Here is a 24,687-nt window from a genome sequence, read left to right as displayed (position 1 = left end):
AAAAAAAGGCAAAAAAAGACAAAAATTGTCAGACCCAAAACGTCCTCTCTTGCGTGCTGCTTCTTCACCATGGCATTCCAGTTTACCCTTCACGGGGAGGTTCGGCATACTTTTCAAGCCACCAGGCATCCCAGTCTGTATCCAGCAGACTCTGGGCAAGACTCCGGCCTGTTTCCGTCAGAATCCTTTTCTCCACAACCCCCATCCACTTTGCCGGCCCCCTGCGGCCCGTATCCGCAAGGGCCTTTAAGTCCACAAGGAAAGCCAGTTGGTCCGCATCCCTTGCCAGACGTGCCTCCAGACTTTCTCCCTGAGTGAACTCATCCAGAAGTCTTACCATCTCACCACCAAAGGACAAACCTTTCACAAGGTCTCTCACCGCTTTTTTTTCATCGGCGCAAACATATTTTTTCTGTACATAGTTCAGATCTCCCATTCTGGCTTCCGGAAGGTCATGCAGCAGACACATGGCCATCAGCTTGCCCTGATCCGCTTCTGGATTCATCTGGCCCATGACATAAGCAATCATAGTGATCATAAAAGAGTGTTCGGCCACACTCTCACTCCCTGACCCCAAAAAATGATACCCGGATCGGGGTAAACGTTTCAGCATGAGTGCTTCAAAAAGCAGATGTACGATACGCTGCATAGGGTCTCTCTTTTCTTTTTCTCTTTACAAAACCTTTGTCGAACTTGACAAAGCTTCTCTGATGCCGTTAATAATAAAGGATATATTTCTATTATAGTCCTTCCTCGAAAACCAGTTTTTTATTGAAGTAAAATTAAATCCACCGGATACATTTGCAGGACTGAAATTTGCATGCATCCGGTAAAGGAAGATGAAAACTGTGTCCTTTCCACACTACCCATTGCTACCTTTCTTATTCACAGGAAAATATTATTATGATTCGACGCCTTCTCCTTCATTCACTTCTTATTTCCCTGCTGCTCTGTTCAGCGGCAGCCATGGCTGACCGCCATACTCCTCCTCCGGGGGTTCTGGAGCTTGAAGATGGATTTTATTATGTTGTTCAGAAAGGAGACACTCTCTGGGATGTTTCCGCCCGTTTTTTCAATACGGCATGGTACTGGCCAGGACTCTGGGCCGAAAACGACATAAGCATCAGCAGTCATAACCCCCACTGGATTTACCCGGGCCAGAAACTGCGCCTTGCACTCCGGGGCACTATTTCTGAACCCGAACCCCTTCCGATTATAACAGAAAAACCGCTGCCTGAGCCTGAACCACCTTCCTACCGGTTCTCGCCCATCCACAGAGTAGGCTTCATTACACCGGAACCGGTGGAACCGTCAGCCCGGATAATTGCTGCAACGGAAAGCCGGGACATGATCAGTACCAGCGACCGGGTCTATATCGCTCCCTCAGCGGATCGCATACTTCCCATAGCCGGCCGTTACATCATCTATGCCAGCCCTGAAAAGGTACGAAATCCGGATAATCAGCGCTCCTATATCGGTTATCTCCATTACATATCAGGACTTGTGGATATAACAGAACACAGAAACGGTCTTACCATAGGCCATGTCAGTTCGGCTTTCCGCCCCATACAGGAAGGGGACCTGCTCTTTCCCATGCCGAAACGCAAACCAGAAATTCCTCTCAAACCACCTGTTGAAGGCCTCGAGGGAAAAATCATAGCCGGAGATCTGAATCAAACGATGTTTGCCCAGGAAGATATAATCTATATTAACTTCGGCAAAAAAGACGGAGTGATGCCAGGCCAGACCTATTATCTGATTGAGGAAAAAGAAATTTCAGCCACAGGGTTAAAAAAAGACAGGCGTACAGACCGCATTCCCTTTGGGGCCGTTTTCATTCTTGATACACGGGAAACGGCTTCCGCAGCCTTTGTAATTGACTCCAGAAAAAATGCAAGCATAGGAACCCTTGTAACCAGTCCGATTCACTAAAAAACAGGCGTTCCTCAACGGACGGGGTGGCTGGCTCAATCCGCCCCGTCTGTTCCCATGGTCCCGAAACCTGATCATCGGACATCCCATGCCACGCCACCTGGTTTGATCGAAAACAGATAATAATTCAATGAGTACAGAAATCACTCTTCCTTCAAAAAATGCACGCAGATAAAGTCCCATACCTGGGTACACCCATACCATAAAAAGACATCACCCCCTGAAAGTCAGGCTCTCCGATCCCCACTGACCGGGGCCCTTTTCAAAAATCCCGGCACATTGGGTACCACAGACACAGCAGCATCCCCCTTCCGAAAGCTGCCACTCCGTAATACAGAATACAGCCCTCCCAATAAGCAAATGCCCGCAGTGGTGGCAGTACGTACCAGACCCTGCCGGGTCATGCACATTGCCTGTCATCACATAATGAAGTCCCTGATTCATGGCCCTTTTTCTGGCGCGCTGTAAAACCGTTACTGGAGTTCTCTGCACGTGCCGAAACTGATGGTCCGGATGAAAAGCCGTGAAGTGAAGGGGAGTATCCGCACCCAGATGCTCAAAAATCCAGGCAGACAATGCATCCAGTTCCGCATCGGAATCATTGTGCCCGGGAATGACCAGAGTGGTCACTTCCAGCCAAAGGGATGTTTCATGACGTATATAATCCAGTGTTTCCAAAACAGGCTTCAGAGAGGCACCACAGTACTTCCCGTAAAACGATTCGGAAAAACCCTTCAGATCTACATTGGCCGCATCCATCCGGCAAAAAAAATCTTCCCTGGCCTTCCCCTGAATATAGCCAGCCGTTACGGCTACGGAAGCAATACCGTGTTCCCTGCATGCCTCTGCCGTATCCATGGCATATTCCAGAAAAACAACTGGATCATTGTAGGTATAGGCCACGCTCCTGCATCCATTTCTCAGAGCAGCCCTCGCAATGGTTTCGGGAGAAGATCTGACCATCATCCGCTCCATGCTGCGGGATCGGGACAGCTCCCAGTTCTGGCAAAAACGACAGCTCAGATTACAACCTGCCGTACCAAAGGAAAGTACAGCCGTTCCCGGTAAAAAATGATACAATGGTTTTTTTTCCATAGGATCTACGCAGCATCCGGAGGATCGGCCATAGGCGGTGAGAATAACCCGTTCTCCTTCAGCCATACGTATAAAACAACGGCCCCGCTGCCCTTCTTTCAAAATGCAGGTATGGGGGCAGACCAGACACTGCAAGCGCCCGTCTTTCAGCACACGGGAATAGATAGCTCCTCCTGTCATGCTCCCTCCTTTTCCCAGGCCCCTTCCGTCAAACCGCCCCCCGTCCTTCAACAAGCGACCCCATACAGAAACCCTAATCATGGCAGCAGATACCGTGGTAAAGCCACTGGAGCCCTTTGCGGTATCCCGGAATCCGGCACGGATTCAGTCACACTCTTCCGTACCGTAGCGTTCCGCATACAAACCGACCGGCAGGCCCTTTTCCCTCAGACCCGCCTTCAACTTCAATTGCCGGAAAAAAACCTCCCGTACGGGCAACTGCTCCCACACACCCGGCAAAAAGGTAGCACTCCGCCCGCCTGCGCGGATTGTCAACCCATCCACACCGGGACGCAGCTGAGCAAGAAGCTCTTCCTCGGATGCAAAAGAAAGGGGCTGCGCTGGCGTCAGTACAGAAACAGAGAGACGGAGAAGGGGAAGTTCAGAAATATCCAGAGGAGAAAAACGGGGGTCTTCAAAAGCCGCATTCCAGGCATTGGCTGCCACATCTTCCCACAGAGGGCGGTGGACCACCAGAGAACCGATACAGCCACGAAGCCCGCCTTCCTTTGTGAGAGTCACAAAGGAAGCGCCCTTCTGCAAAAACCGGTCTCCTGAGGGCTTTTTCCCCTCCATACGGTTGTTTCCGGTACGGACACCTTCTCTGATTACCGCCCATGCAAGGTCCACAAGAATCTTTTTTTCTGCGTCCGTCAGTCCCGTACGTTTCATCCCTCTTTCTCCATAAACGCCCAGGCACCATAGCCCACAACGCCATTAGAATGCATACCATCCGTTACATCACCGGAATTGCAAAGTCCCAGGCGATGAACCGTCATCCCACGGGCTCCGGCTACCGCCAGAAAACCCTTCAAAGGATAGAGTCCACAGGCCGCTTCCCTGCCTATGCCACCGGGATCCAGGCTTTCAATGGCTTCGGCAGTACAGGTATCAAGCCTGTTGGCACAATCATAATCCAAAAAATGACTCAGATCTGAGCTGATAACAACGAGGGTTTCTGCGCCACCCCAAACGCTGTCCAGAACGGCAGCGACATCACTTTGCGATGTCGCTCCCACCAGAATGGGAAGCAGGGTAAACGGTCCGAGGGCCACTTGTAAAAAAGGAAGCTGCACTTCAAGGCTGTGCTCCATGGCATGGGCCGTATCCATCACCCTGACCCATGGGAATCCGTCCTTCAGAAAAAGCTGTTCCTCTTTCTCCACCGGGATTTTCCCTAAAGGCGTGGCAAAAAAACTGCTTGTGGACAGGGCCATGCCGCGCAGGTACACCCTGTGGGCAGGCCCGAGCAGAACCACCCTGTGAACACTGTCCTTCCGCTCCGACAGGGCTCTGTAGGCCACTGCGGCCAAGGCACCGGAATAAGCATACCCCGCATGGGGAACCACCAGTGCCTTGGGGCGAAGAAAAGAGAAATCATCGGATTTATCCATGAGCATACGGACCTCTTTTCTCAGATCATCCGCATTCTTCGGATAAAACAATGAGGCAACAGCAGGTTGGCGAATCCTGCCTGTCCGTTTGTCCATCCCACTCTCCTTCCGGCCCATTACCCGGAACACTTCAGAACCTTCCGACAGCTCCGGAGGGAATCTTTGCCACCCTCTCCCCTTTCAGGTATTCAGCATCTCCACAACCTTACGTATGGGTTTGACCATTTCACTTTTCAGCATCTTACGGATGGCTTCCCTGGTGTCGGGGTCTTTCATCAGTTCCAGCATAAAGGCATTGGTATCCATGGCACGCTTGTCATCATGGGGAAAGTCATATATTCCATTGGCTTCAAACCATTCATGGTCTGCCTGAAAAACAAAACGATGGCGACCAAAAACATCATCACGGAAAACCTTCATTCCTGCCCTGCCAAGGAAAGTGGGCGGAGCCACATAACCCAGCTCAGAGGCTTCCACAGTTCGTTCCGCAAGGGTATCCAGCTGGCTATCCAGAACCGATGCATCAGCGCATTCATCACTGACCAGATCCACCAGCCCCGCCCCCTGCCATTCCGTAAAGGCCGTCAGCACCTCCCGGAAGGGGGCCATCTGTCCCAGGGGACCGGAAATAACAAACCCCAGCTGCTTTTCCCTGAGCGTGGGCGTGTGGGTGTTGTAGAATCCCCTGTCAAAAAAAGTCTTCCAGAGGGAAGAAAACATACGGTCTTCAATTTTCATGACAAAGAACAGAATATCCGCCGGCTTGATGCGATCTTCATAGGTTCGGATAAAATCATCCTTACCCGTAAATACACACCTGTGATCAAAACCGCACTGTACACATCCCAGGCACCCCCCCATGATGAATATATCTTCCAGGATAATCCGGTCCGCATCAGGAAAACGACTGGCCAGACGGTCTGCCATGGCTCCGGCATTGATGCCCCGGTACCTTTTATCCTGAATAATGACCACCTTTTTGCCCCGGGAATCCAGCACCGAAGGAGAGGATAAGGGTACATAATCCCAGACAAACGGTGCAAGGGGAGCATAAGCCCTTGAAACGGGTCGTTTCAGGCTGACCGTTGCCAAAAGATCTGTGGCAAAACATTCCAGTCTCTGCTGCTCTCTTTCATTGAGAAGATCATAAGAGTCTGCGGAAAAGGCACCGGCAAAGGCCATACCCAGGTCTTCGATTACGGCCCTCATGTACGCATGGGCACTGTGATCAAAAAAATGAATGGATGTTGTAAGGACAGCCGCATATTTTCCTGCAAAAACCTCTTTCAGATCCGTTTCATGAACGATCTCCATAAACCGCTTCAGCTGAGATGGGATGCTGAAAGTATATACGGGGTGGACAAAAAGCACAAGTTCCGAGACTTTGACGAGGTTCCGGATCTCCTCTCTTCTTTCCGCTTTCTCCTCTATGCTCCGGATGGTCTGGCCGACATGAACCACATGCATGCTGTGTTCAGGAAACTTCTTTTCAAGGTAACGCAGAGACTGCAGGGTCACACTGAGCTCACCTTTGGGACTGCCACTGATAACCGTAATCTGCATTCTTTCTTCCTTCCGGAAAAGGGTCAGGGTGGGATTCTTTCAATAACCTGTCTCACCACCTTATTTGTTTGCATACAAAATATAAGCAGGCACAGAAGCCCTGTCCATAGGGGGTAAAAGGCAGGCCTTTCAATATGAACCGCCGGTATTCCGAACCTTCTCACCCTATGGGCGAAATATAGTAACCCTTTGAGATGCCCTCAATATTTTCATAATAGTAGAAACACTCCGGGTCAACACCTTCCACAGCTGCAAGAAACTGGGGCAGCTCTTCATGGGTGATGATGGTCTGCACCCGCCAGAACCGTTCTCCAGAATGCCCGCCGATACCTTTCTGAACCGTATAGGTCCGATGACTGGAGGCTGCTTTAATGGCTGCACCCACAGCATCTTTCCTGCGGGTGATCACAGAGAGCATGGTCAGCTGAAATTTCCGGTAAAAATTGTTCAGGGTAGTGGTTGAAACAAAAATATAAATACAGGTATACATCAGTGTATTAATAGCAGAAGCCAGCTGACCGTACTTCAGAAAATCCATGAAAAGACCGAAGGCCGTGGAGACAATGGCGGCAAAAACAGCAATATATCCAACGGATTTGAGATATTTCATGGCAAAATAGGCAGCCAGAACGTCCTCATCACCCGTGGATCCCCGCTTATGCAAAGCCATTGCCTTGGCCACACCAGCCAATAGTCCTCCGAAAATGACCAGAATCATCCTTTCATTCTGAGGCTCCGGCTGGGCTACCTGCAGATCCGGCATCAGGGCGAGAAAGCTTCCCACCGTTGCCACCACCAGAAGAGAACGCAGGGCAAAGGTATGGCTCACTTTCCAGAAAGCAAAACTCAGCAGTAAAGCCTGAAATGTCAGATAGAGCCCCACAAAAAGCCAGTAACTTTCAAAATAATAGGAAAGGGCCGAAGCAACCCCTTCCGTTCCCGTCAGAATTACCTGGGAAGGCAGAACAAAATATTTCAGCGCAACAGCATACAAAAGGCCTGCAAAAAAAATAATGCCATAATCCACCACAAAACGCTTCATGAACCAGATTCCCTTTCTATAAAATCGCGCGTACCAAAATCTTATCCCTATTGTTCGAAAAAAACTACCACACAACAGAACGCATACCATATCGGCCAGAGGGGCCGGGCCAGAGGGGCCGGGCCAGAGAAAGTGTAACGGATTCTTTACTCCCCGTCTCCTTTTATGGCAGTGGCGCATCCTGTTTCTTTTGGCTGAGACAAGGGTCTGCGACATGACTGCATGGAAAAAATTTTATGACAGGGAGCCACAATTTGAAAAGAATGAAAGAAAAACCAGGACGCAGGCTTTTACAGTATGGCCTTGCCCTGCTCGTTCCACTGGTGATTATCGGGGGACTTTTCTGGCCATGGCTGGGCTTTCTGGCTGCAGCCATGATGGTACTCATGCTTACCCTCATGTTCTTTCGTGGCCGTTGGTACTGCGGCTGGCTCTGTGCCATGGGGGCCTTTCATGAACGCATGACAACCCGTGTCAGCCTGCACAGAGACCTCCCTCCCCTTTTTACAAAACCATGGTTTCGAGGACTTTTTTTCTTACTCCTCATGGGACTCATGATCACCCGCCTTATCCAGGCCGGGGGAGACCCGGAAAAAACAGCTGCCGTTTTTGTAATGATGTGGACCGTAGCCACAGTCATTGCCCTTGCATTCGGGGTGTATTTCAAACCCCGAGCCTGGTGCAGTTTCTGCCCCATGGGGACCATACAGGGGATTTTCTCTCCCAAAACATTCCTGCTGCAGGTGAACGGAAACTGTTCAGAATGCGGAATCTGCCGCAGGGTCTGTCCCATTCAGACCTTTCCGGGGGCCTATAAAAACAAGGGAGAAGTTCCCAGCCTCGAATGTATGCGGTGTAAAAGCTGTGTGGAAAACTGTCCGAAAAAAGCCCTTACCCTGCCTTCTCCAACAACCTTCCGATCCCCGCTGGAAAACCGCTGTTCAGGTAAACGATAAAACGTTACCATGGATTCCGCATGATTCTACCCATCTTTAAAAGCGAAGGAGTTCCCTCAATGACCAGGCCCGTCTGCCCCGATACAGCCCTGCTGTCAAAATCCTGTGATGCCTGTATTTCCTGCGAAACCTGTTTTACGGCCTGCTGCACTTTTGAAGCCACCGGAAACCCGGAATCAACTCCCATGAACCGACTGGCTATCATCCACCGTCTTCTTTCCGGGGAAGCCGTTCTGGAAGAAGACATCCGGAATATCTACACCTGTACGGAATGCGGTCGCTGCGATACGGTCTGCCCCATGGAGATTCCCATCTCCGAAACCATTGCCGAAGGCAAGGTTCCCATGGTTGCCATGGGATTCGGGCCGCTTCCCAGACACAATGACATGATTGCCGCTATTTTTGCCAAGGGCAATGCGGTGAACAAAGATGCCGCCACCCGACTGGACTGGCTTCCTGCGGAGGAAAGGCCCCTGGCCCCCCTTGAACGACCCTGTGACACCCTTCTTTATATGGGATGCATGGCTTCCTGGGTGGATAAGGCCACAGCCCGGGCCTGCTACTTTCTCCTGAAAAAAGCGGGCGTAGCCTTTACCCTGATGGAAGATGAATTCTGCTGCGGCATCTACCCGTACAATGCTGGAAAACGGGAAGAGGCTCGTAGCATTTTTACCTCCATGCAAAAAAAATTTGCAGAACTGGGGATCTCCCGTATCATTGTTCCCTGTGCAGGCTGCCACCGGACCTTTTCCACCTACTATCCCAGAATGCTTACAGACTTCACCATTCAGACCGTGCATATCAGTGAGTTCCTGCTCACACTCATCGAGGAAAAACGCCTTACCTTCACTCCGGTATCCCGTACGATCACCTTTCACGACTCCTGTAAACTGGGCAGAAAATCAGGTATCTATGAAGCCCCCCGAAAACTTCTGCAACACATGGGTTACAGGCTGAAGGAACTGCCGGAAAACCGTGAAAACTCCCGCTGCTGTGGGGCAGGGGCAGGCGTCCGGTCCTTTGCAGCCGATCTTTCCATGGATATCAGCCAGCAACTGCTGGCGGATATCCATGAAACATTACTGGTGACCACCTGTCCTTTCTGTATCTTCAACCTTGGCTATACGGCCAAAAAAAAGGGACAGAACCTGCATATTTCCCACATTGCCAGCCTTGCTTGCGAACAACTTGCGCCATAAGGAGATCAGCCATGCGTTTTCTTTCTGTACTGATGCTTTCTGCCCTTGTCATGACGGGATGCACTCTGCACCCTCAGCCTTCGACTCCCACGGATGGTATACGATATGAAATATGCCAAACTATCTCAGAAACTGAAATTGCTGACCTTTTTCAACGGTGGAACGAAAGCCTCACATCAGGCAACCCTTCCATAGTAACAGCCCTTTATGCAAAAAACTCCATACTGCTCCCCACCCTTTCCAATCAGCCCAGACTTTCTGTCTCAGAAAAAGAAGATTATTTCAGACACTTTATGGAAAAAAGACCCAAGGGAAACATTGACCAGCGCCACATTATCCCTGGATGCAATATGGCCCTTGACGCCGGCCTTTATACCTTCACCTTCGCAGCTACGGGGGAACAGGCCAGTGGACGATATTCCTTCCTTTACCGATGGGATGGCACAGACTGGCGCATCATCAGCCACCACTCGTCTCTCATGCCGGAATAGTCCAGCCCGCTGAAAAAGAGCCTGAAAAACATAATTAAAAGTCCCAGCGGATACCCCCCACCAGAGTATCCAGCCCCCCTTTATCCGCCATCAGTCCAAAACCCGTGGATCTGTGATGCAGACGTACGGACAGCATCCACGGTGCCCGGGCCGGGCCTGCTGTCAACTCCATAAACCAATGGAAAAGAACCGGGGAGCTGTCATCCCGCGTTTCCACCTCAAGGGGCGGTGTATCACTGGACCAGGAAGGTCCCACCCCAAAGGCGACGGAGCTGCGTATTCGGTCACGCAGTGGCAGGCCGTGATAACGGATCACCACAGGCAAATTGGCCTCCCAATGGCTCTGTATGCCCCAGTGACGGACAATCTGACCTTCCAGTTCAAAGGATACATACCGGTCCGGTATACGAATAAAAGTATAGGACAGGGCGCAGGCAGCAATCCTGGAATCCGCAAAATCAAGGGAGGCGGGCGAAAGGAAAAAATCCTCCCACACATTCCTCGTGCTCTGTCCGGCAAACACTGTAACAGCCATATCTCTGGCCCGCACGGTTTCGGCCAGTGACACCAGCAGAATGGCAAGGGTCAGCAGATATCCGCACTTCTTCATACCACATCTCCTTCACCCAGGGGGTCGATCTGCTCGCTTCTATCCTCTTCAAACGAAGGCACACCCGCAATCCGACCGCAAACCCGAGTTCATCTATTCATCATTACCGCCCGACGGAAAGGAATTGCCACGGAGTGAAGGATTTTCTCCATACCCGTCCGCCCACAAACGTTAAAACGCAACCCCAGGTCTGATCAACATTTTGTCTTTCGGGGCCTGCGTTCATCAATGCCTGTTTTCTTATGGACAAAGGGGCCTGTACAGGAGTAAGTCCACACAGGACTTCATTGATTTCCCTCTCACGGAGACCCAATGGTTGACGCATCCCTTCCCGCCTTTCTTCTTGCCATGCTCCTGCTCACTCTTGTTCCGGGGGCGGACACCTTACTTGTAATCCGCAATACCCTGACGGGAGGCAGCGGCAAAGGGGATCTCACGGCCCTTGGTGTCTGCTGCGGGCTTTTTGTTCATGCAGGACTTTCTGCTCTGGGAATCTCTTTTATTCTCATGCAGTCAGCCTCTCTTTTTTCCATGGTCAAAACCCTGGGGGCTCTGTATCTCATATGGCTTGGGTGCAAAAGCCTTCGGCGTGCGGCTGGCAGCCAGGACTCATTTTTTTCTGCACCCGCGGGACAGAATACCGAAACAACCTCCCGAATCAAAGCCTTCAGGGAAGGCTTTTTATCCAATGTACTCAACCCGAAAACCGCTGTCTTTTATATGGCCTTTCTGCCCCAGTTCATCCACCCCCAGGATCCGGCCGTACTGAAATCCTTCTTTCTGGCAAGCCTGCACTTTATGATGGCCCTGACCTGGCTATGCCTTGTTGCCCACGGGTTGCAATGCCTGCGTTACTGGCTTACAAATCCTGCCATAAGGCGTTGGCTGGAAGGAATCAGCGGGGGTATACTGGTGGCTTTCGGCATTCGCCTGGGTCTGATCAAAACCCTTTCCTGAATACGTCACCCTGTCTCCCTATCAGCACAGCACCTTTCCTTTACGGGCACTTTTTTCCTTTTTCAGTAATGCGACCCATAATAAAGGTGTTTTCATCCTGAAAATAGATTAGGATTTCATCCGTCTTTTCGCCACATATCATAGCAGCACTTTTTCCCATGCCGAATCACATAATCCGCTTCCGATCTGATTCTGCCATCTCAGCAAAGAAGAACTATGGAAAGTCTCTCACCCCACAATATCCTGGTAATGCTGCTGGCCCTTGGCCTGCTCCTTGCCACGGCAAGAGTTCTGGGTGAGCTGGCACGGAGCCTCCGCCAGCCCGCCGTACTGGGAGAGCTGATGGCAGGCATTCTTCTGGGACCAACGGTCCTTGGCACTCTTTTTCCCGAAGTCAACCTGTTTCTCTTTCCGGTCACGGGAGCCAATGCCATTGCTCTGGACACCATTGCCACCATCGCCATCATTCTTTTCCTCATGGTTGCCGGTATAGAAGTGGATCTTTCCACCCTTTGGCGACAGGGGAAAACCGGACTTACCATTGGTGCCGCCAGCCTGCTCATACCCTTTGCCGCAGCGTTTACCACAGCCTGGTTTATCCCGGAAACCATGGGACGGGGCAGCGGATCGCCGCCCGTTCTTTTCGCCCTTTTTCTTGCCATAGGCATCTCCATATCCGCTCTGCCCATCATTGCCAAAACCCTCATGGACATGGATCTTTACCGGAGCGATCTTGGTATGGTGGTCATCAGCGCAGCCATTTTCAATGATCTGGCCGGATGGATTATTTTCGCCATAATTCTCAGCATGATGGGAGAAGGTTGTCAGACCATGCCCATAGGTCTTACCATTGGCCTGACCCTGACTTTCACCCTCCTGATCCTAACTATCGGAAGACAGGCCATTCATACGGTTCTTCCTTTTGTGCAGGCCTATACCCGATGGCCCGGCGGTGAACTGAGCTTTGCCATTATCCTCGCCCTGCTGGGTGCTGCCCTTTGCGAATGGATCGGTATCCATGCCATGTTCGGCGCCTTTCTGGTGGGAGCCGCTCTGGGCGATTCGGCACACCTCCGGGAACGGACACGCTTTACCATCGACCACTTTGTTTCCTATATTTTTGCCCCCATTTTCTTTGCCAGTATCGGTCTGAAGGTTAATTTCATCAGCCACTTCGACCTCCAACTGGTGCTTCTGGTAACAGCCCTTGCCGTAATCTGCAAAGTCGGCAGTGCCTTTTTCGGTGCACGCTGGGGAGGAATGCGGCCACGGGAATCTCTGGCTGCCGGTTTTTCCATGGTTTCCGTTGGAGCCATGGGCATCATCGTGGGTCTTCTGGCACTTGAGGCGGGGATCATTGAGGAAAAGCTCTTTGTGGCTCTCGTTATCATGGCCATGGGTACCTCCATGATCAGTGGTCCCATGATCCGTATCACCCTCCAGTACAAACAGCACCTGCGGCTTGCCGACCTACTGACTTCACGTTTTTTCATCAGCGATCTCAAGGCACACAGCCCCGAAGACGTCATCCGTGAAATGGTACAGCCTGCCTGCGAACACCTGGGATTGGATACAGATCACACCGCTGCAAGGGTGTGGGAGAGGGAATCCACCCTCCGTACAGGCATTGGAAACGGAATTGCCATCCCCCATGCTCGTCTGCACGAACTGAAAAAGCCTGTTATTATTGCAGGTATCTCACGCCAAGGCATTGATTTTGATGCACCGGACGATCAACGGGCCCGGATTCTCTTTCTTATCCTTACACCCGTATCCGAGCCTGCCATCCAGCTTACCATTGTCTCAGAGATTGCAGGTCTTTTCCGCCATGAGCCCATGCTGCAGAAAGCCCTGCAGACAACCAGTTTCACGGATTTTCTGGCCCTCATGCGTACCGAATCACCCGACCCTGCCCACTGAGATCTTTCCAGCCCGATCCAGCCATGACCAACGGCTTGATCTTAACCCTCCGGCTTACAACCACAGCTCTTTCACCGGTGTATACGGATCATAACGCCATGCCACCTGAGCCTGAAAAAGCTCTGCCGTGGCAAGGGCATCCGTAAGGGCATGATGGGGCCTGTAAAAAGGAAGATGATAGCGAGTGCGGCTGTCCGCAAGACGGACAGATCGGGGATGCATCCCGAAAAACTGCCTCAGCCAGTAACCCATTCCCTGCCGCAGATACCGGGCCTCCATATCCATGGTATCAATTACGGGAAAAACAATACCTTCTCCCATACGGCTTCGCAAGGCTGCATCCAGAAACTGACGTTCCATCTGACGACAGTGAACCACCATAACGGAACCGGCCATAACAGCCAGCAGATCCGGTAAAACCTCCATCAAATCAGGACTGTTAAGAATCCGTGAATGGGTAATGCCATGGATAATAACGGAGTCTGGCGTGAGAGGACGCCCGGGATTCACAACCCAGTACCGTGAACGGCTGCTGTAAATTCGTTCCAGCGTAAAAGGCACGGCACCCATACTGATAATGGCATCCCGCCCCGGATGCAGACCCGTGGTTTCTACATCCAGAGAGAGCAGGGGAACACGGCACAGAGGTGTATCCCCATCCACAGAACCGCATCCATAATAATACTGCAAAAGAGAGTGACGGGAATCCGCTGCTTGCTGGGCAAAAAGCTCCGGCCATGACACAACAGCCTTCTCTGTATGGTTGGAACGATGATTTTTCCATGGGGGGTACAGCATCTTTTTCCTTTGGAACGGTTGGGGTCCGGCCTACTCCCTGATGGCAGAACCCTTCCGTACCGAATCAGTACCGAATCAGTATCGAATCAGTATCGAATCAGTATCGAATCAGTATCGAAAGCGTATGAATTTCTGGGCGTTGCTGACAACCTGAAATGCCTCTTTAAGATTCCGCCGATCAAAACGGCTTAAATTCTCCGGATTAACCTTGTTGTTCACTTCCAAGCCCTGCTGCAGGCTGTGGGCCTGACTCCGAAGACGGACCATGGAAATAAATTCCATGGCATCATGCAAGGTCTCAGCGGAACCCGGAGGGAGGAGTTTTGTCTCACGGATATCATCCAGCCTCTCAAAGGAATTCTGCGCCGTCGATCCTATGGCGAGGGCATAAACCCGGATCAGTGCTACCAAGGGTGCAGAGCCACGACGTTTCAAATCCAGCACATTTTTATGTTTACCGTCCACCTCCACAACAAAATCCTTAAAAAAGCCGAGGGGCGGAGTCCGGCTCAAAGCATTACGGGCCAGACAGGAAAGAAATTTCCGGCTGTTCTTTGCCTTACGGGCAATCTCTTCTTTCAGCTGCTCCACCCATTGCAGCTCTCCCCATACACCATCCAGATCAAAAAAAATGGAACTGTGTAAAAGGGCCTCATGGGTCGGGTTATCCATCCACTGGTTAAAATAGGTTCGCCACACGGCCAGCGGCTGACGCCATTTTTTTTCCTTTGCCATAATACCGCCCGTGCAGTACGGATAACCACAGGCAGCCAGCCCATCGCACACAAATCTGGTAAGGCAGTCAAAATACTCGCCATGCTGATCTTCATCGTAGGAGTCGTCCAGAATCAGGGCATTATCCTGATCGCCTCCTGGCAGCAGCTCATCCCGGGCCATGGAACCCATGGCCATCAGACAGCAGGGAACCGGCGAGGGGCCGAACTGCTCCTCTGCCAACTCCATCAGGCGCTGCTTGATACTCCGGCCGAAAATACTCATGGCGCTGCCAACCATATGGGAGTTGGCCCCTTCATTCACCATACGAACAAAACTGGACTCAATTTCTGCTTTCATACGAACCAGCTCATCCGTATCCTGTGCCCTGAGAATACGGGCAACCACCAGCAGACTGTTCTGGGACTCATAACGGATCAGATCCGAAATGGAAATCATACCGATACATTGTTTATTCCGCATCACAGGCAGGTGATGAATATTGAACCGAAGCATGCAGAGCATTGCCTCAAATACATATTGCTGGGCCTCAACGGTCACCAGCTCTCTCGACATGATCTCCGATACGGGTGTATCCGAAGACAGGCCCACGGCAACAAAACGCGTGCGAAGATCCCTGTCCGTGACAATCCCTGCCATACCCGAGCCGCTGCCATAAGCTCTGTCCGTAATCAGCAGGCAAGAAACCGATTCCTCCGTCATTTTCCCAGCAGCATCCACCACGGTGGCTGAAGCGTCAATGCTCACCAGTTCCCGTGTAAGCAGCTTCTGAATCCTTGTGCGCATCACATCATTCAGCTCCTGCGCGCGGGAAACGGCCTGACGGAGGCGGGTCTGTCCCCCAATTTCCACAAAATCCGCAAAAACATCAAATCTGTCGCAAAGATCCCTGAAAATCTTTTCAGGGATCAGGTAAAGAAGGGTATCTTCCAGAGATTTTGCAGGAAATCGCACACGATTCTGTACCAGAAGACTCATTTGCCCAAAAACAGCCCCCTCTTCCAGACGATTGTAGAGCGTTCCGTTCCGGCGAAATACTTCAACAGCACCACTCCGTATAAAGTAAATCTCGTGAATAGGTTCCCCCGATGTCAGGATCGTGCTGCCTGCCTTGAAGTAGCGGACATCCACATGCCCTGAAAGGGCAAGAACCTCTTCTGCGGGCAGATCACAAAAGGGTTCAAAACGTTGCATATGATCCGCAATGTCCACCAGCTCTACTTCCATCGTCCCCCCTGTTCTGACCGTCCGGAAACCCGCCTGTCTTCCGCCCCCGGATTCATCCCTTCTTTTTGGGCCTTGGTTCCGTAGCAAGCCCTTTAATCAGAGCCCAGCACCCGACCAGCAGGACCACCGTAAACGGAAGTCCCGTAGATACGGCCATGGCCTGCAGGGCAACGAGCCCGCCACCAAGGAGAAGGGCCATGGCTACCAGCCCTTCAAATGTACACCAGAAAACCCGCTGCGGTGTAGGCGATTCAACCTTGCCCCCTGCAGAAATCGTGTCAATGACAAGGGAGCCCGAATCCGAAGAGGTAACGAAAAAAATAATCACCAGTACGATAGCGATAAAAGAAGAAATCTGTGCCAGAGGCAGCATATCCAGCATGGCAAAAAGCTGCAGAGGCAGAGCTGCTTCCGCTGCGGCTGTGTATCCTTGTCTGACAAACTGGCTGATGGCCGTACTGCCAAACACCGTCATCCACAGCACACAGGCAGCCGATGGAATCAGCAGAACAGAAACAAGAAACTCCCTCACTGTCCGCCCCCTTGAAACCCGGGCAATGAACATCCCCACAAAAGGCGACCAGGATATCCACCATGCCCAGTAAAAGGATGTCCATCCTTCCGCAAAATTACTGTCCGCACGACCAACCGGATTGGCCAGAGCAGGCAGATACTCCAAATAGGCAGCAAGGTTGGCAAAAAAACCGGTGATAATGGCAAGGGTAGGGCCTGCCAGAATCACAAACAGCAGCAACGAAGCGGCCAAGACCATGTTGATCTGCGATAAACGCTGTACCCCGGCCGTTAGCCCGGCAATAACCGATGCCAGGGCCACCACCGTTATGCCAATGACCAGAAGAACCTGGGTAGTGACACCGGATGGCAGGTTAAAAAGATAACCCAGCCCGGCTGCTGCCTGAGAAGCACCCAGGCCGAGGGAAGTGGCCAGACCAAAAAGGGTTGCAATGATGGCCAGAATATCAATCAGATGACCCGGCCAGCCCCAGATACGCTCTCCCAGCAGGGGATAAAATATGGACCGTATTGTCAGCGGGAGCCCTTTGTTAAAAGCAAACAAAGCAAGCCCCAGAGCCAGAACGGAATAAATGGCCCATGGATGCAGAGCCCAGTGATAAATGGTTGCAGCCATCCCCAGCCGCTCCGCAGCCAGGACGTCACCTGCGGCTCCACCCAGCGGTGCCCAGTCCGTTCGAAGCCCGCCTTCCATACTGGTACCGGCATAGGCGCTGCTAAAGTGAGACAGGGGTTCCGACACACCGTAAAACATGAGGCCGATACCCATACCTGCGGCAAAAAGCATGGAAAACCAGCCAAGGTAAGAAAAATCCGGACTGGCCTCCGTACCGCCGATACGTACGCGACCCAGAGGTGAAACGATCAGACCAAGGCATACCAGCACAAAAACATTACCGGCTGAAATAAAAAACCAGGACAGGTTCGATGTCAACCACCCACGCAGACTGCTGAAAACCGGCTCTGCATGGGCTTGAAATATCAGGGTGATAACCACAAATAAAAGAATCAGCACACCGGATATCCCGAAAACAGGGTTGTGAATATCAAAACCATACCGCCCGATTTTGATCACCACATTGTCCTGCCCCACCTGATAATCGGTATCAATGGGGGAAACCTCTCCATCCGGTTCTATTTTATCCAGACTCTTATCATCCATGGTAAAGGACTCCTTGGTGTGAACGTGTCAGACAAGGGAATCAGAACGGAACAGGGCAGAAGATTTCGCCTGACCGATGGTCTGATACTCTGCTAACAGATTATTTTTTAAATCATATTTCTCAGTTCAGGAGTATCCTGTCAAGCAAAAGGCCTGTCCCACTGCTCATCAATAAAAAAAACCCCTGGATCCCCAGAGGTTTTATCAACGCATGTTCTTACCCTGTGCCGGAAGATCCGGCACCTTCTTTTATACTGTGAAATAAATATGATAAATCATTCCATAGTGAAAAACTCCCCCCAGAAGAACCATAACATGAAAAAGTTCATGGAAACCGAACACACCGGGCACCATACGGGGACGCTTCAAAGCATAGATCAGACCGCCCAGAGTAAAGGCAAAACCACCGGCAAATAACAGGGTCACCTGCAGGGAGGTCATGTTGCCCAGCACCTGATTCATAGGAAAAACCGCTGTCCAGCCCATAGCAAGATAAATACCTGCATAAAATGTCCGCGGTGCCCTTGGAAAAAAAACCTGCGTTATAAACCCAAAGGCCACAAATCCCCACTGAAGTCCAATCATGCCCCAGCGCCAGCCTCCTTCCAGACAGAAGTAGGAAATGGGCGTATAGGTCCCTGCAATCATAAAAAAAATGGCCAGTCGGTCCATTTTCCTCCAGAAAGAAACTTCATTTTCCTCCTCTTTGAACGCATGGTAAAGAGCACTGGCAAAAAAAAGAAAGGTTACGGACAAGCCGTAAATCAGCGCTGTGGCCAGTCCTGCTGCAGAGGATGCTGCCACGGGAATCAGGCAGATTGTTCCCGCAACAGCGGCAACACCACCTGCAAGATGGGAATAGCAGTTAAAGGTTTCCTGTGCCCTTGTTACCATTTTTTCCTCCTGTTATCCTGACGCCCGCATATGGTGAGAGGCCCAAAGCATCCCGCTCTGTTCAGACCCAGTCTTTGTAAGACCGTAGAACCTTGCAATAAATGAAGAGACACCACCAGAATACCCGCTCAACAGGAGAAGGAAACCCAAAAAAACTTTTATGATAAATGTTTTACAAAGCCTTTCCCAACACAACAACTCGCCTTTAATCCAGCCCCATACCGGACAACCGTACCAGCACAGCACCACTTTTACTCCTGGTCCTGCCTTCCCACCGGAACATCCGGATCTCGCCATTCCGCTGCATCTGAGACAAAAACTCTTCCGCATACTCCCTCAGCACCGCATTTCCCCCTTTGGAATGCAGCCCCTTGCCCGTAACAATACGCAGCACGGCTATGCCTTCCATTCGGGCCGAAAGAATGGCAGACCGCATGCGAACAGCCGCCTGAGCCGTTGTCATGCCGTGGAGATCGAGCATTCTTTCCGCAGGTGGCCATAGTAGAACGGTTTCTTGCTGCTGTATGTCACCCAGAATCTCCTGCTCCGGCAAATCCGGTTCTTGCACCGGCCCTTCTTTCACAGGATCTCCCCCCATCAGTACAAAAAGATCGGCATCCTCATCCAGCAGGGGGATTTTTTCTTTTTTCTCGCCACGAACTTCCGAAATAGAATGACGCCTGAATTTCTTCTTTTTTTCCCGGGTTTTCAGAGGCAGGTCCACCGGTTCCGGGCCAGCAGGTATATCAGGCTTCTTCTGTTCAGAAAAAGAACGCTCTTCACGGAGGCTTCCATCTTCACAAACCGACGATAACGATGCTGGTTTCTTTTTTTCTAAAGAAGATTTTCTCTGTTTTTTTCTCCGTGCTCTCTTTTTTCTGATCTTTCCGGCGGGTTGGGAAGAAATGCCTTCCTTTTTCCAGAAACAGATCACCTGTACAATACGCTGCCATAGAGAGATTTTCATGGAATCCCTTATCTTCCAATCCTTGCACCAACAATGCGGATATTTATATAATGAGAGAAAAGGCCCACAGAGGAGGGCCTTTCATGGTTCAGAAAAGGAGGGAACGTCTGGTTCCTGACATAAGACACAGATGACAGGGTTTGCAAAACAATGCCACCAAGCCCAATTCACGGCCCTTTTTCCATGCTCATATACGTTTTTTTCAGGGCTATTGCAGGTATTTATGGACTAGCCCGTGGTATACAACTCCACAGGCCACAGGTATTCTCCTAATCAAAGCAAACTTTCAGATCCCTTTCGATCCCGTATTCAAAAACAGCCTCCTTATACTTTTACAGACTTCATATGCTCCATGCATGGTACCTCCACTATCTGCCGGGTTCATTCCTGGTCGGCTTCCCCACACCCGAAGGTGCCTTTTTTTTATCGCAGGAACTGCCGCCACATCCGCAGCTGCCCTCACATCCGGACCCATTGTCCCGGCCACGCAAGTGCTTTGCCAGAAATGCGGCGACCACAAAAACAATCAGACTAAGAATAAGTGTATGGAGAAAAATCATCCGGACCTCCTGTTTTAAAGCTTTTGAAAAAATATAGCCCATAACTAAAACGTCAAGGAGAATGAAATAAAAAAGAGTTTTCTCCCCGGATATAGCCATTCTCATAAAAGTCATTTGACAGAGCTTCCGTCCCCATACATAATAACAGGTTACGGGCATCAGGACGCTGGCAGTCCAGGACGTGCTTTTATTTTATTTTTGACCCCAATGACGTCATGTCTCACAACATTTCTTCCAGCCATCAACGTAAAATCATTCACATAGACATGGATGCCTTCTACGCTTCCATCGAACAGAGGGATCATCCTGAACTCAAGGGCAGGCCTGTCATCGTTGGCGGTGACCCCAAAGGGCGGGGCGTTGTGGCCACATGCAGCTACGAGGCCAGAAAATTCGGAATTCACTCTGCCATGCCCGCATCCCAGGCCGCCCGTAAATGTCCCCATGCCATCTTTATCCAACCAAGAAAAGCCGTGTATACTGCCGTATCCCGACAGATTTTTGCCATATGCCAGGAATTTTCCAACTGTATTGAACCCCTGTCTCTGGATGAAGCCTTCCTTGATGTCAGCAGAGACATCATGGGGATCGGCTCTGCTACTGCCACGGCCCGGAAACTTCTTGAAAAAATTTATCAACAGACCGGCCTTACGGCATCCGCCGGTGTCTCCTACAACAAATTCCTTGCCAAGGTGGCTTCGGACATCCGCAAACCCTCCGGCCTGACGGTCATACGGCCTGAAGATGCCCCCTCTTTTCTTGACAAGCTGCCCGTACGCCGTTTTTTCGGAGTTGGCAAAACCACAGAAAAAAAAATGCATCAGCACCTGCTTTTTACGGGGAAAGATCTGAAAGAAAAAGGAAAAGAGGGCCTGATGGCCCTTTTTGGAAAAGCCGGAGTTGACTTTTATCTTTTCGCCATCGGTCAGGATACCAGGCCCGTTGCACCGGGGAGAAGCAGAAAATCCATAGGCAGGGAGCTGACTTTAGAAAAGGATATCCGGACCAGAGAAGAAATGCTGGGCATTCTGCAGGAACTGGCACTGGACGTGGAAGGCAGTCTCTTCAGAAAAAAATGGGCCGGGCACACACTTACTTTAAAGGTGAGATACCCTGATTTTCGAAGTGTCACGCGGTCTACAACCCTTCCCCTTGCCATCTGGAAATCAGAAGACATGATGAGAGAAGTGTCCATCCTTCTGGACAGAACCGATGCGGAAAAAGAGGCTGTCCGCCTGCTGGGGCTTACCATGTCCCATTTCCCCGGCTCAGAAGAAAAAAGGGAACCCCAGGGAAGACAGCTGCTGCTTCCCTTTGCTGACAACTGCCCTTCAGGTCCTTTTTGAAAACCGACGATGAATCAGGGTAATGCCTGTACCCTTTCGCCCGGCCTTTCCCACGCGGAAGGCATAAAACCTGTCACTCCCCATTTTTCATGCAGGACAGCCAGCTCACCGGATACCAGCATGGCTGCCATCCCTTCATCAAAAAGGGCCATCAATTTTTCAGACGATGCTGCGGGAGAAAAGGCCAAATAGGCCTTCTGACCCCAAAGGGGTTTCACTCCATACACCGTTGTATCCACCATATTGTCAGTCATATAACGATCCACATCTATACCGGCCTCGATAATGACATCCACACGGTCCGCTGCCAGCATGCGCCAGAGAGCTTCCTCGCTGGCAACCTCCTCCCATTTCAGATTAAAGGCTTCAAGGGGGGTGTCAAAATGGTAATCATACCCCCTCAGCCATACAGCTTTTCTACCTCTCAGGGACGCAATGCCCTGCCAGTCCGGAATGGACGTTCTTTTCAATACGGCAACGGTATATTCAATGTAGAGAGGAAGCCGGGGCAGCTTCAGACCGGCAGCCTCCGCATCTTCCTTCCAGATACTGGGCATGGCATCGGCATGTTGTTTCGCCACAAGATCCATGGAACGGTTCCAGTTGGCAAACTCCCAGGAAACCCGAATGCCATGGGGCTCATATATTTTTTGGACTACCTCAAAAAAGAAACCGCTTCCGTCCGCATTGGTCTGGCCTTCCCACTGAGGCGTTGCAATGTGTAGGACTGCAGGCAGCTCTGCACAACAGGCCTGTACCGGGGAAAAAAGACACAGGCCAAACAGACCACTCCACAGGCACTGGCAAAGGATGGAAAGCATGCTTTGCTGCATTCGGAAGCCTCCTTTTCCAGAATAAATTTCGGGGCAAATTCATCTTAGCATGTCGGCATTGAGATACCAAAGAAAAGCCTTCTTTCTGACCCTCAGACCTGTTTTTCTCACATCCGCCGCTACTCCCCTTACCCCTCTTCTTCTTCATCATCATAGCCCCATACTTCGATGCCATCTTGCCCACTAAAACGGATGAGAAAGGCCTCCGGATCCAGATGTAAAGGGTCCAGATCCATCACGGAAACAGCCCATGGCCCCACAGAAGCAATCATGGCTCTTTCCCGGCTCCCCCCATGTCGCAGAGGATGCCAGTCCGGCAGTTTACGCCCTTCATGAAGGCAGCGGTAGGCGCAGCTTTCCGGCAACCAGTGGGGGTGATGGGCCAGGCAGTCCCGGACAGCAAGGCAGGAGACCTCACAACGGAAACGATTCTCATAAATCTCACACCGGCAGCTGACAAGATCCAGAAACTGACAGGCCAACCGGGTAAAATATATTTTCCCTGTTTCGTCATCCTCCATTTTGACAAGGCAGCACCGCCCGCACCCATCACAGAGAGATTCCCATTCTTCCACGGTCATCTCATCCATTTTCTTTTTTTCCCAAAACGTCATCTCCCTCCCGTTCCGGCTCAGCCCTTTGGAAACAGTTCTTCCGTAATGGCAACCGTTATGCTACAAAATTTCGCGTTATCATTGGGACTGTTTCTGTTTCTCGCCAGCCATTTTCATAATCGTGCTCATGGTTGCCTGCCCTTCACAAAGAGGTTGCTATGTCTCTTTTTGAAAAACATAAAAACCCCATAACCCTGGCCTACGCTCTGGGACTCTCTGCCATGCTTATTATCACCCTTCTCATGGCAGGAAATGGCTGGCTCCATTACCAAAAAAAATTTGAGGCCGCCGAAACAAAGGCACAGGAATTCAGCCGGATGCTTGCCTTAAGTTCCACACAGCAGCTTGGCGGTATTAAAATTCTTTTTAAAGGGCTCTTCCTGTGGCTGGAATCATGTGCCCGGAACAGTCTGGATCTCTGTCATGACATTTCGCCCCAGCTGAAAAAACTGATCTTGGAAGAACCTTATATCATGGACATTCTTGTCATGAATCCGGAAGGAGATCTCCGCCACTGGGCAGGAGGCCTGTCTCTGCCCACCGATGCCCAGAGAAGGCAGTACGTCCACACCCACAGGGCAGACCACCGACAGACTCTTGCCATCAGCCCTCCTCCTGTCATATCCGGTAACAAGCAACAGTCTTTTTTTACCATATCTCAGGCGTTCCATACCCCCGAAGGGAACCTGCAGTATATCTTTGCCGTCCTCATTGATCTTGATTTCCTCCGCCGAAGCTACGAAACCCTTCTTCTGCCTCCCGATGGAACAGCAGGCCTCATCATGGACAACGGCCAGATTCTTCTTCGCATACCCGATCACGATACCTACGCAGGTGTATTTGCCTCCGTCATTTCCGATCACCTGAATCTTCGTGATCAGAAAGTAATCCGGGCCAGAGGGCTGGATAATGTTGCTCGAATTGTTGCCTTTGAAACCATTGAACCCTATCCCCTCCTTTCATGGGTTTCTCTCTCCAGAAAAAATATTCTGAAGGAGTGGTGGCAGCAGGAAAAAAGCAGCCTGGCCATCAGCCTTCTGGCCTGTTCCTTTTTTCTCTTTCTCACTCACGCACTGGCAAAAGCCCTGAAGCGGCAGGAAGCCGAAAAGCATGCTCTCTTCACTCTGGCCGGCACAGATGCCCTCACCGGTCTTGCCAACCGCAGACAGGCCCTTATCAGCCTTGAACGGGGAATGGCCCGTTCCCGCCGGACAGGCAGAGCCCTTTCCGTCATCATGGTTGATCTCGATCACTTCAAGGCCGTCAACGATACCTTTGGCCACCCCCAGGGTGATGCCATTCTCCAGCAAACGGCCCGGAACATGGAAAACCGGTTACGCGCCTCTGATCTTGCGGCCCGGATTGGCGGTGAGGAATTCCTTATCATCCTCCCGGATACGGATATCGAAGGTGCCTCCAGCCTGGCAGAATCCCTGCGCGTAAGCTTCAGGGAGAATCTCCAGCTGCCCAAATCCATGGACTGGAAACTTTCTGCCAGCATCGGAGTCTGCCAGATGCACAAAGAAGACACGGCAGAATATCTGATCTGCCGCGTGGACGCCCTTCTTTATCAGGCCAAAAAAAGAGGGCGGGACCAGGTGGTGACAGACCACAACCCTGCGGCTACCCTCTGATAGGG

The 24,687-nt window shown here is 51.2% G+C and carries 23 protein-coding genes; 8 read left to right on the top strand and 15 right to left on the bottom strand.

What is annotated here, in order from left to right:
• Window positions 1–82: 82 nt before the first annotated feature.
• Window positions 83–649 (bottom strand): HD domain-containing protein, encoded by a 567-nt coding sequence (locus tag OOT00_RS01775; RefSeq protein WP_265423574.1) that lies wholly within the window; start codon window positions 647–649, stop codon window positions 83–85.
• A 254-nt stretch (window positions 650–903) separates the two neighbouring features.
• On the opposite strand from OOT00_RS01775, the gene OOT00_RS01770 reads away from it, so the two are divergent.
• The gene (locus tag OOT00_RS01770) at window positions 904–1,932 is read left to right on the top strand and encodes a LysM peptidoglycan-binding domain-containing protein (RefSeq protein WP_265423573.1); all 1,029 of its coding nucleotides are present in this window, start codon (window positions 904–906) and stop codon (window positions 1,930–1,932) included.
• A gap of 213 nt (window positions 1,933–2,145) precedes the next feature.
• Here OOT00_RS01770 and amrS read toward each other — a convergent pair whose 3' ends face one another.
• The 5 genes from amrS to OOT00_RS01745 form a co-directional block, all read right to left on the bottom strand.
• Entirely contained in the window at window positions 2,146–3,207 is a 1,062-nt protein-coding gene (gene amrS, locus OOT00_RS01765; protein ID WP_265423572.1) for an AmmeMemoRadiSam system radical SAM enzyme, read from the bottom strand.
• Between the two features lie 144 nt (window positions 3,208–3,351).
• Window positions 3,352–3,918: an AmmeMemoRadiSam system protein A gene (amrA, locus tag OOT00_RS01760; RefSeq protein WP_265423571.1), complete on the bottom strand. Its 567-nt coding sequence runs from the start codon at window positions 3,916–3,918 to the stop codon at window positions 3,352–3,354.
• The gene (gene amrB, locus OOT00_RS01755; RefSeq protein ID WP_265423570.1) at window positions 3,915–4,736 is read right to left on the bottom strand and encodes an AmmeMemoRadiSam system protein B; all 822 of its coding nucleotides are present in this window, start codon (window positions 4,734–4,736) and stop codon (window positions 3,915–3,917) included. Before amrB ends, amrA begins: the two co-directional genes overlap by 4 nt.
• A gap of 84 nt (window positions 4,737–4,820) precedes the next feature.
• A complete protein-coding gene (locus tag OOT00_RS01750; RefSeq protein WP_265423569.1) occupies window positions 4,821–6,203 on the bottom strand; it encodes an NAD(P)H-dependent oxidoreductase in 1,383 nt (460 codons plus the stop codon).
• A 160-nt stretch (window positions 6,204–6,363) separates the two neighbouring features.
• Complete coding sequence (locus tag OOT00_RS01745; protein WP_265423568.1) at window positions 6,364–7,245, bottom strand: YitT family protein; 882 nt, start codon at window positions 7,243–7,245, stop codon at window positions 6,364–6,366.
• 263 nt (window positions 7,246–7,508) lie between these two features.
• Between OOT00_RS01745 and OOT00_RS01740 the strand changes: the two genes are divergently transcribed.
• The 3 genes from OOT00_RS01740 to OOT00_RS01730 are packed head-to-tail and all read left to right on the top strand — an operon-like array spanning window position 7,509 to window position 9,891.
• Window positions 7,509–8,201 (top strand): 4Fe-4S binding protein, encoded by a 693-nt coding sequence (locus OOT00_RS01740; protein WP_265423643.1) that lies wholly within the window; start codon window positions 7,509–7,511, stop codon window positions 8,199–8,201.
• Between the two features lie 59 nt (window positions 8,202–8,260).
• Complete coding sequence (locus tag OOT00_RS01735; RefSeq protein WP_265423567.1) at window positions 8,261–9,400, top strand: (Fe-S)-binding protein; 1,140 nt, start codon at window positions 8,261–8,263, stop codon at window positions 9,398–9,400.
• A gap of 11 nt (window positions 9,401–9,411) precedes the next feature.
• Window positions 9,412–9,891 (top strand): nuclear transport factor 2 family protein, encoded by a 480-nt coding sequence (locus OOT00_RS01730; RefSeq protein WP_265423566.1) that lies wholly within the window; start codon window positions 9,412–9,414, stop codon window positions 9,889–9,891.
• Window positions 9,892–9,925: 34 nt separating this feature from the next.
• On the opposite strand, the gene OOT00_RS01725 is transcribed toward OOT00_RS01730, so the two are convergent.
• Window positions 9,926–10,501 (bottom strand): hypothetical protein, encoded by a 576-nt coding sequence (locus OOT00_RS01725; RefSeq protein WP_265423565.1) that lies wholly within the window; start codon window positions 10,499–10,501, stop codon window positions 9,926–9,928.
• 312 nt (window positions 10,502–10,813) lie between these two features.
• On the opposite strand from OOT00_RS01725, the gene OOT00_RS01720 reads away from it, so the two are divergent.
• Both OOT00_RS01720 and OOT00_RS01715 read left to right on the top strand, forming a co-directional pair.
• Window positions 10,814–11,458, top strand: a complete 645-nt coding sequence (locus OOT00_RS01720; RefSeq protein WP_265423564.1) for a LysE family translocator — start codon at window positions 10,814–10,816, stop codon at window positions 11,456–11,458.
• Between the two features lie 216 nt (window positions 11,459–11,674).
• On the top strand, window positions 11,675–13,378 hold the full coding sequence (locus OOT00_RS01715; RefSeq protein ID WP_265423563.1) for a cation:proton antiporter domain-containing protein: 1,704 nt from the start codon (window positions 11,675–11,677) through the stop codon (window positions 13,376–13,378).
• Between the two features lie 54 nt (window positions 13,379–13,432).
• Here the strand turns inward: OOT00_RS01715 and OOT00_RS01710 are convergent, their stop codons facing one another.
• From OOT00_RS01710 to OOT00_RS16570, 6 genes are all read right to left on the bottom strand, one after another.
• Window positions 13,433–14,176, bottom strand: coding sequence for a 3'-5' exonuclease (locus OOT00_RS01710; protein ID WP_265423562.1), 744 nt, complete (start codon window positions 14,174–14,176; stop codon window positions 13,433–13,435).
• Between the two features lie 108 nt (window positions 14,177–14,284).
• Window positions 14,285–16,138 carry a putative nucleotidyltransferase substrate binding domain-containing protein gene (locus OOT00_RS01705; RefSeq protein ID WP_265423561.1) on the bottom strand — a complete coding sequence of 618 codons (1,854 nt, stop codon included), beginning with the start codon at window positions 16,136–16,138 and terminating at the stop codon, window positions 14,285–14,287.
• Window positions 16,139–16,190: 52 nt separating this feature from the next.
• Window positions 16,191–17,834 carry a BCCT family transporter gene (locus OOT00_RS01700; protein ID WP_265423560.1) on the bottom strand — a complete coding sequence of 548 codons (1,644 nt, stop codon included), beginning with the start codon at window positions 17,832–17,834 and terminating at the stop codon, window positions 16,191–16,193.
• Between the two features lie 249 nt (window positions 17,835–18,083).
• On the bottom strand, window positions 18,084–18,728 hold the full coding sequence (gene trhA, locus OOT00_RS01695) for a PAQR family membrane homeostasis protein TrhA (RefSeq protein ID WP_265423559.1): 645 nt from the start codon (window positions 18,726–18,728) through the stop codon (window positions 18,084–18,086).
• Window positions 18,729–18,933: 205 nt separating this feature from the next.
• Window positions 18,934–19,695 (bottom strand): Smr/MutS family protein, encoded by a 762-nt coding sequence (locus OOT00_RS01690; protein ID WP_265423558.1) that lies wholly within the window; start codon window positions 19,693–19,695, stop codon window positions 18,934–18,936.
• 368 nt (window positions 19,696–20,063) lie between these two features.
• Window positions 20,064–20,255 carry a FeoB-associated Cys-rich membrane protein gene (locus tag OOT00_RS16570; protein WP_497007255.1) on the bottom strand — a complete coding sequence of 64 codons (192 nt, stop codon included), beginning with the start codon at window positions 20,253–20,255 and terminating at the stop codon, window positions 20,064–20,066.
• 215 nt (window positions 20,256–20,470) lie between these two features.
• Here OOT00_RS16570 and dinB point away from each other — a divergent pair, with 215 nt between their 5' ends.
• Complete coding sequence (gene dinB, locus OOT00_RS01685) at window positions 20,471–21,601, top strand: DNA polymerase IV (RefSeq protein WP_265423557.1); 1,131 nt, start codon at window positions 20,471–20,473, stop codon at window positions 21,599–21,601.
• Between the two features lie 14 nt (window positions 21,602–21,615).
• On the opposite strand, the gene OOT00_RS01680 is transcribed toward dinB, so the two are convergent.
• Both OOT00_RS01680 and OOT00_RS01675 read right to left on the bottom strand, forming a co-directional pair.
• Window positions 21,616–22,434, bottom strand: coding sequence for a substrate-binding periplasmic protein (locus OOT00_RS01680; protein WP_265423556.1), 819 nt, complete (start codon window positions 22,432–22,434; stop codon window positions 21,616–21,618).
• Between the two features lie 128 nt (window positions 22,435–22,562).
• Window positions 22,563–23,048 (bottom strand): YkgJ family cysteine cluster protein, encoded by a 486-nt coding sequence (locus tag OOT00_RS01675; protein ID WP_265423555.1) that lies wholly within the window; start codon window positions 23,046–23,048, stop codon window positions 22,563–22,565.
• Between the two features lie 158 nt (window positions 23,049–23,206).
• Here OOT00_RS01675 and OOT00_RS01670 point away from each other — a divergent pair, with 158 nt between their 5' ends.
• A complete protein-coding gene (locus OOT00_RS01670; protein WP_265423554.1) occupies window positions 23,207–24,682 on the top strand; it encodes a sensor domain-containing diguanylate cyclase in 1,476 nt (491 codons plus the stop codon).
• Window positions 24,683–24,687: the final 5 nt, after the last annotated feature.

This window comes from Desulfobotulus pelophilus (assembly GCF_026155325.1).
GTDB classification, from domain to species: Bacteria; Desulfobacterota; Desulfobacteria; order Desulfobacterales; family ASO4-4; genus Desulfobotulus; species Desulfobotulus pelophilus.
The sequence above is the reverse complement of the archived record's forward strand: the minus strand, read 5'-3'. Positions and strand labels throughout refer to the sequence as shown.

Bases quoted from the DNA above. Each gene is read 5' to 3' on its own strand.
- OOT00_RS01775 (WP_265423574.1), bottom strand. From the start codon at position 649: ATGCAGCGTATCGTACATCTGCTTTTTGAAGCACTCATGCTGAAACGT.
- OOT00_RS01770 (WP_265423573.1), top strand. From the start codon at position 904: ATGATTCGACGCCTTCTCCTTCATTCACTTCTTATTTCCCTGCTGCTC.
- amrS (WP_265423572.1), bottom strand. From the start codon at position 3,207: ATGACAGGAGGAGCTATCTATTCCCGTGTGCTGAAAGACGGGCGCTTG.
- amrA (WP_265423571.1), bottom strand. From the start codon at position 3,918: ATGAAACGTACGGGACTGACGGACGCAGAAAAAAAGATTCTTGTGGAC.
- amrB (WP_265423570.1), bottom strand. From the start codon at position 4,736: ATGGACAAACGGACAGGCAGGATTCGCCAACCTGCTGTTGCCTCATTG.
- OOT00_RS01750 (WP_265423569.1), bottom strand. From the start codon at position 6,203: ATGCAGATTACGGTTATCAGTGGCAGTCCCAAAGGTGAGCTCAGTGTG.
- OOT00_RS01745 (WP_265423568.1), bottom strand. From the start codon at position 7,245: ATGAAGCGTTTTGTGGTGGATTATGGCATTATTTTTTTTGCAGGCCTT.
- OOT00_RS01740 (WP_265423643.1), top strand. From the start codon at position 7,509: ATGAAAGAAAAACCAGGACGCAGGCTTTTACAGTATGGCCTTGCCCTG.
- OOT00_RS01735 (WP_265423567.1), top strand. From the start codon at position 8,261: ATGACCAGGCCCGTCTGCCCCGATACAGCCCTGCTGTCAAAATCCTGT.
- OOT00_RS01730 (WP_265423566.1), top strand. From the start codon at position 9,412: ATGCGTTTTCTTTCTGTACTGATGCTTTCTGCCCTTGTCATGACGGGA.
- OOT00_RS01725 (WP_265423565.1), bottom strand. From the start codon at position 10,501: ATGAAGAAGTGCGGATATCTGCTGACCCTTGCCATTCTGCTGGTGTCA.
- OOT00_RS01720 (WP_265423564.1), top strand. From the start codon at position 10,814: ATGGTTGACGCATCCCTTCCCGCCTTTCTTCTTGCCATGCTCCTGCTC.
- OOT00_RS01715 (WP_265423563.1), top strand. From the start codon at position 11,675: ATGGAAAGTCTCTCACCCCACAATATCCTGGTAATGCTGCTGGCCCTT.
- OOT00_RS01710 (WP_265423562.1), bottom strand. From the start codon at position 14,176: ATGCTGTACCCCCCATGGAAAAATCATCGTTCCAACCATACAGAGAAG.
- OOT00_RS01705 (WP_265423561.1), bottom strand. From the start codon at position 16,138: ATGGAAGTAGAGCTGGTGGACATTGCGGATCATATGCAACGTTTTGAA.
- OOT00_RS01700 (WP_265423560.1), bottom strand. From the start codon at position 17,834: ATGGATGATAAGAGTCTGGATAAAATAGAACCGGATGGAGAGGTTTCC.
- trhA (WP_265423559.1), bottom strand. From the start codon at position 18,728: ATGGTAACAAGGGCACAGGAAACCTTTAACTGCTATTCCCATCTTGCA.
- OOT00_RS01690 (WP_265423558.1), bottom strand. From the start codon at position 19,695: ATGAAAATCTCTCTATGGCAGCGTATTGTACAGGTGATCTGTTTCTGG.
- OOT00_RS16570 (WP_497007255.1), bottom strand. From the start codon at position 20,255: ATGATTTTTCTCCATACACTTATTCTTAGTCTGATTGTTTTTGTGGTC.
- dinB (WP_265423557.1), top strand. From the start codon at position 20,471: ATGTCTCACAACATTTCTTCCAGCCATCAACGTAAAATCATTCACATA.
- OOT00_RS01680 (WP_265423556.1), bottom strand. From the start codon at position 22,434: ATGCAGCAAAGCATGCTTTCCATCCTTTGCCAGTGCCTGTGGAGTGGT.
- OOT00_RS01675 (WP_265423555.1), bottom strand. From the start codon at position 23,048: ATGACGTTTTGGGAAAAAAAGAAAATGGATGAGATGACCGTGGAAGAA.
- OOT00_RS01670 (WP_265423554.1), top strand. From the start codon at position 23,207: ATGTCTCTTTTTGAAAAACATAAAAACCCCATAACCCTGGCCTACGCT.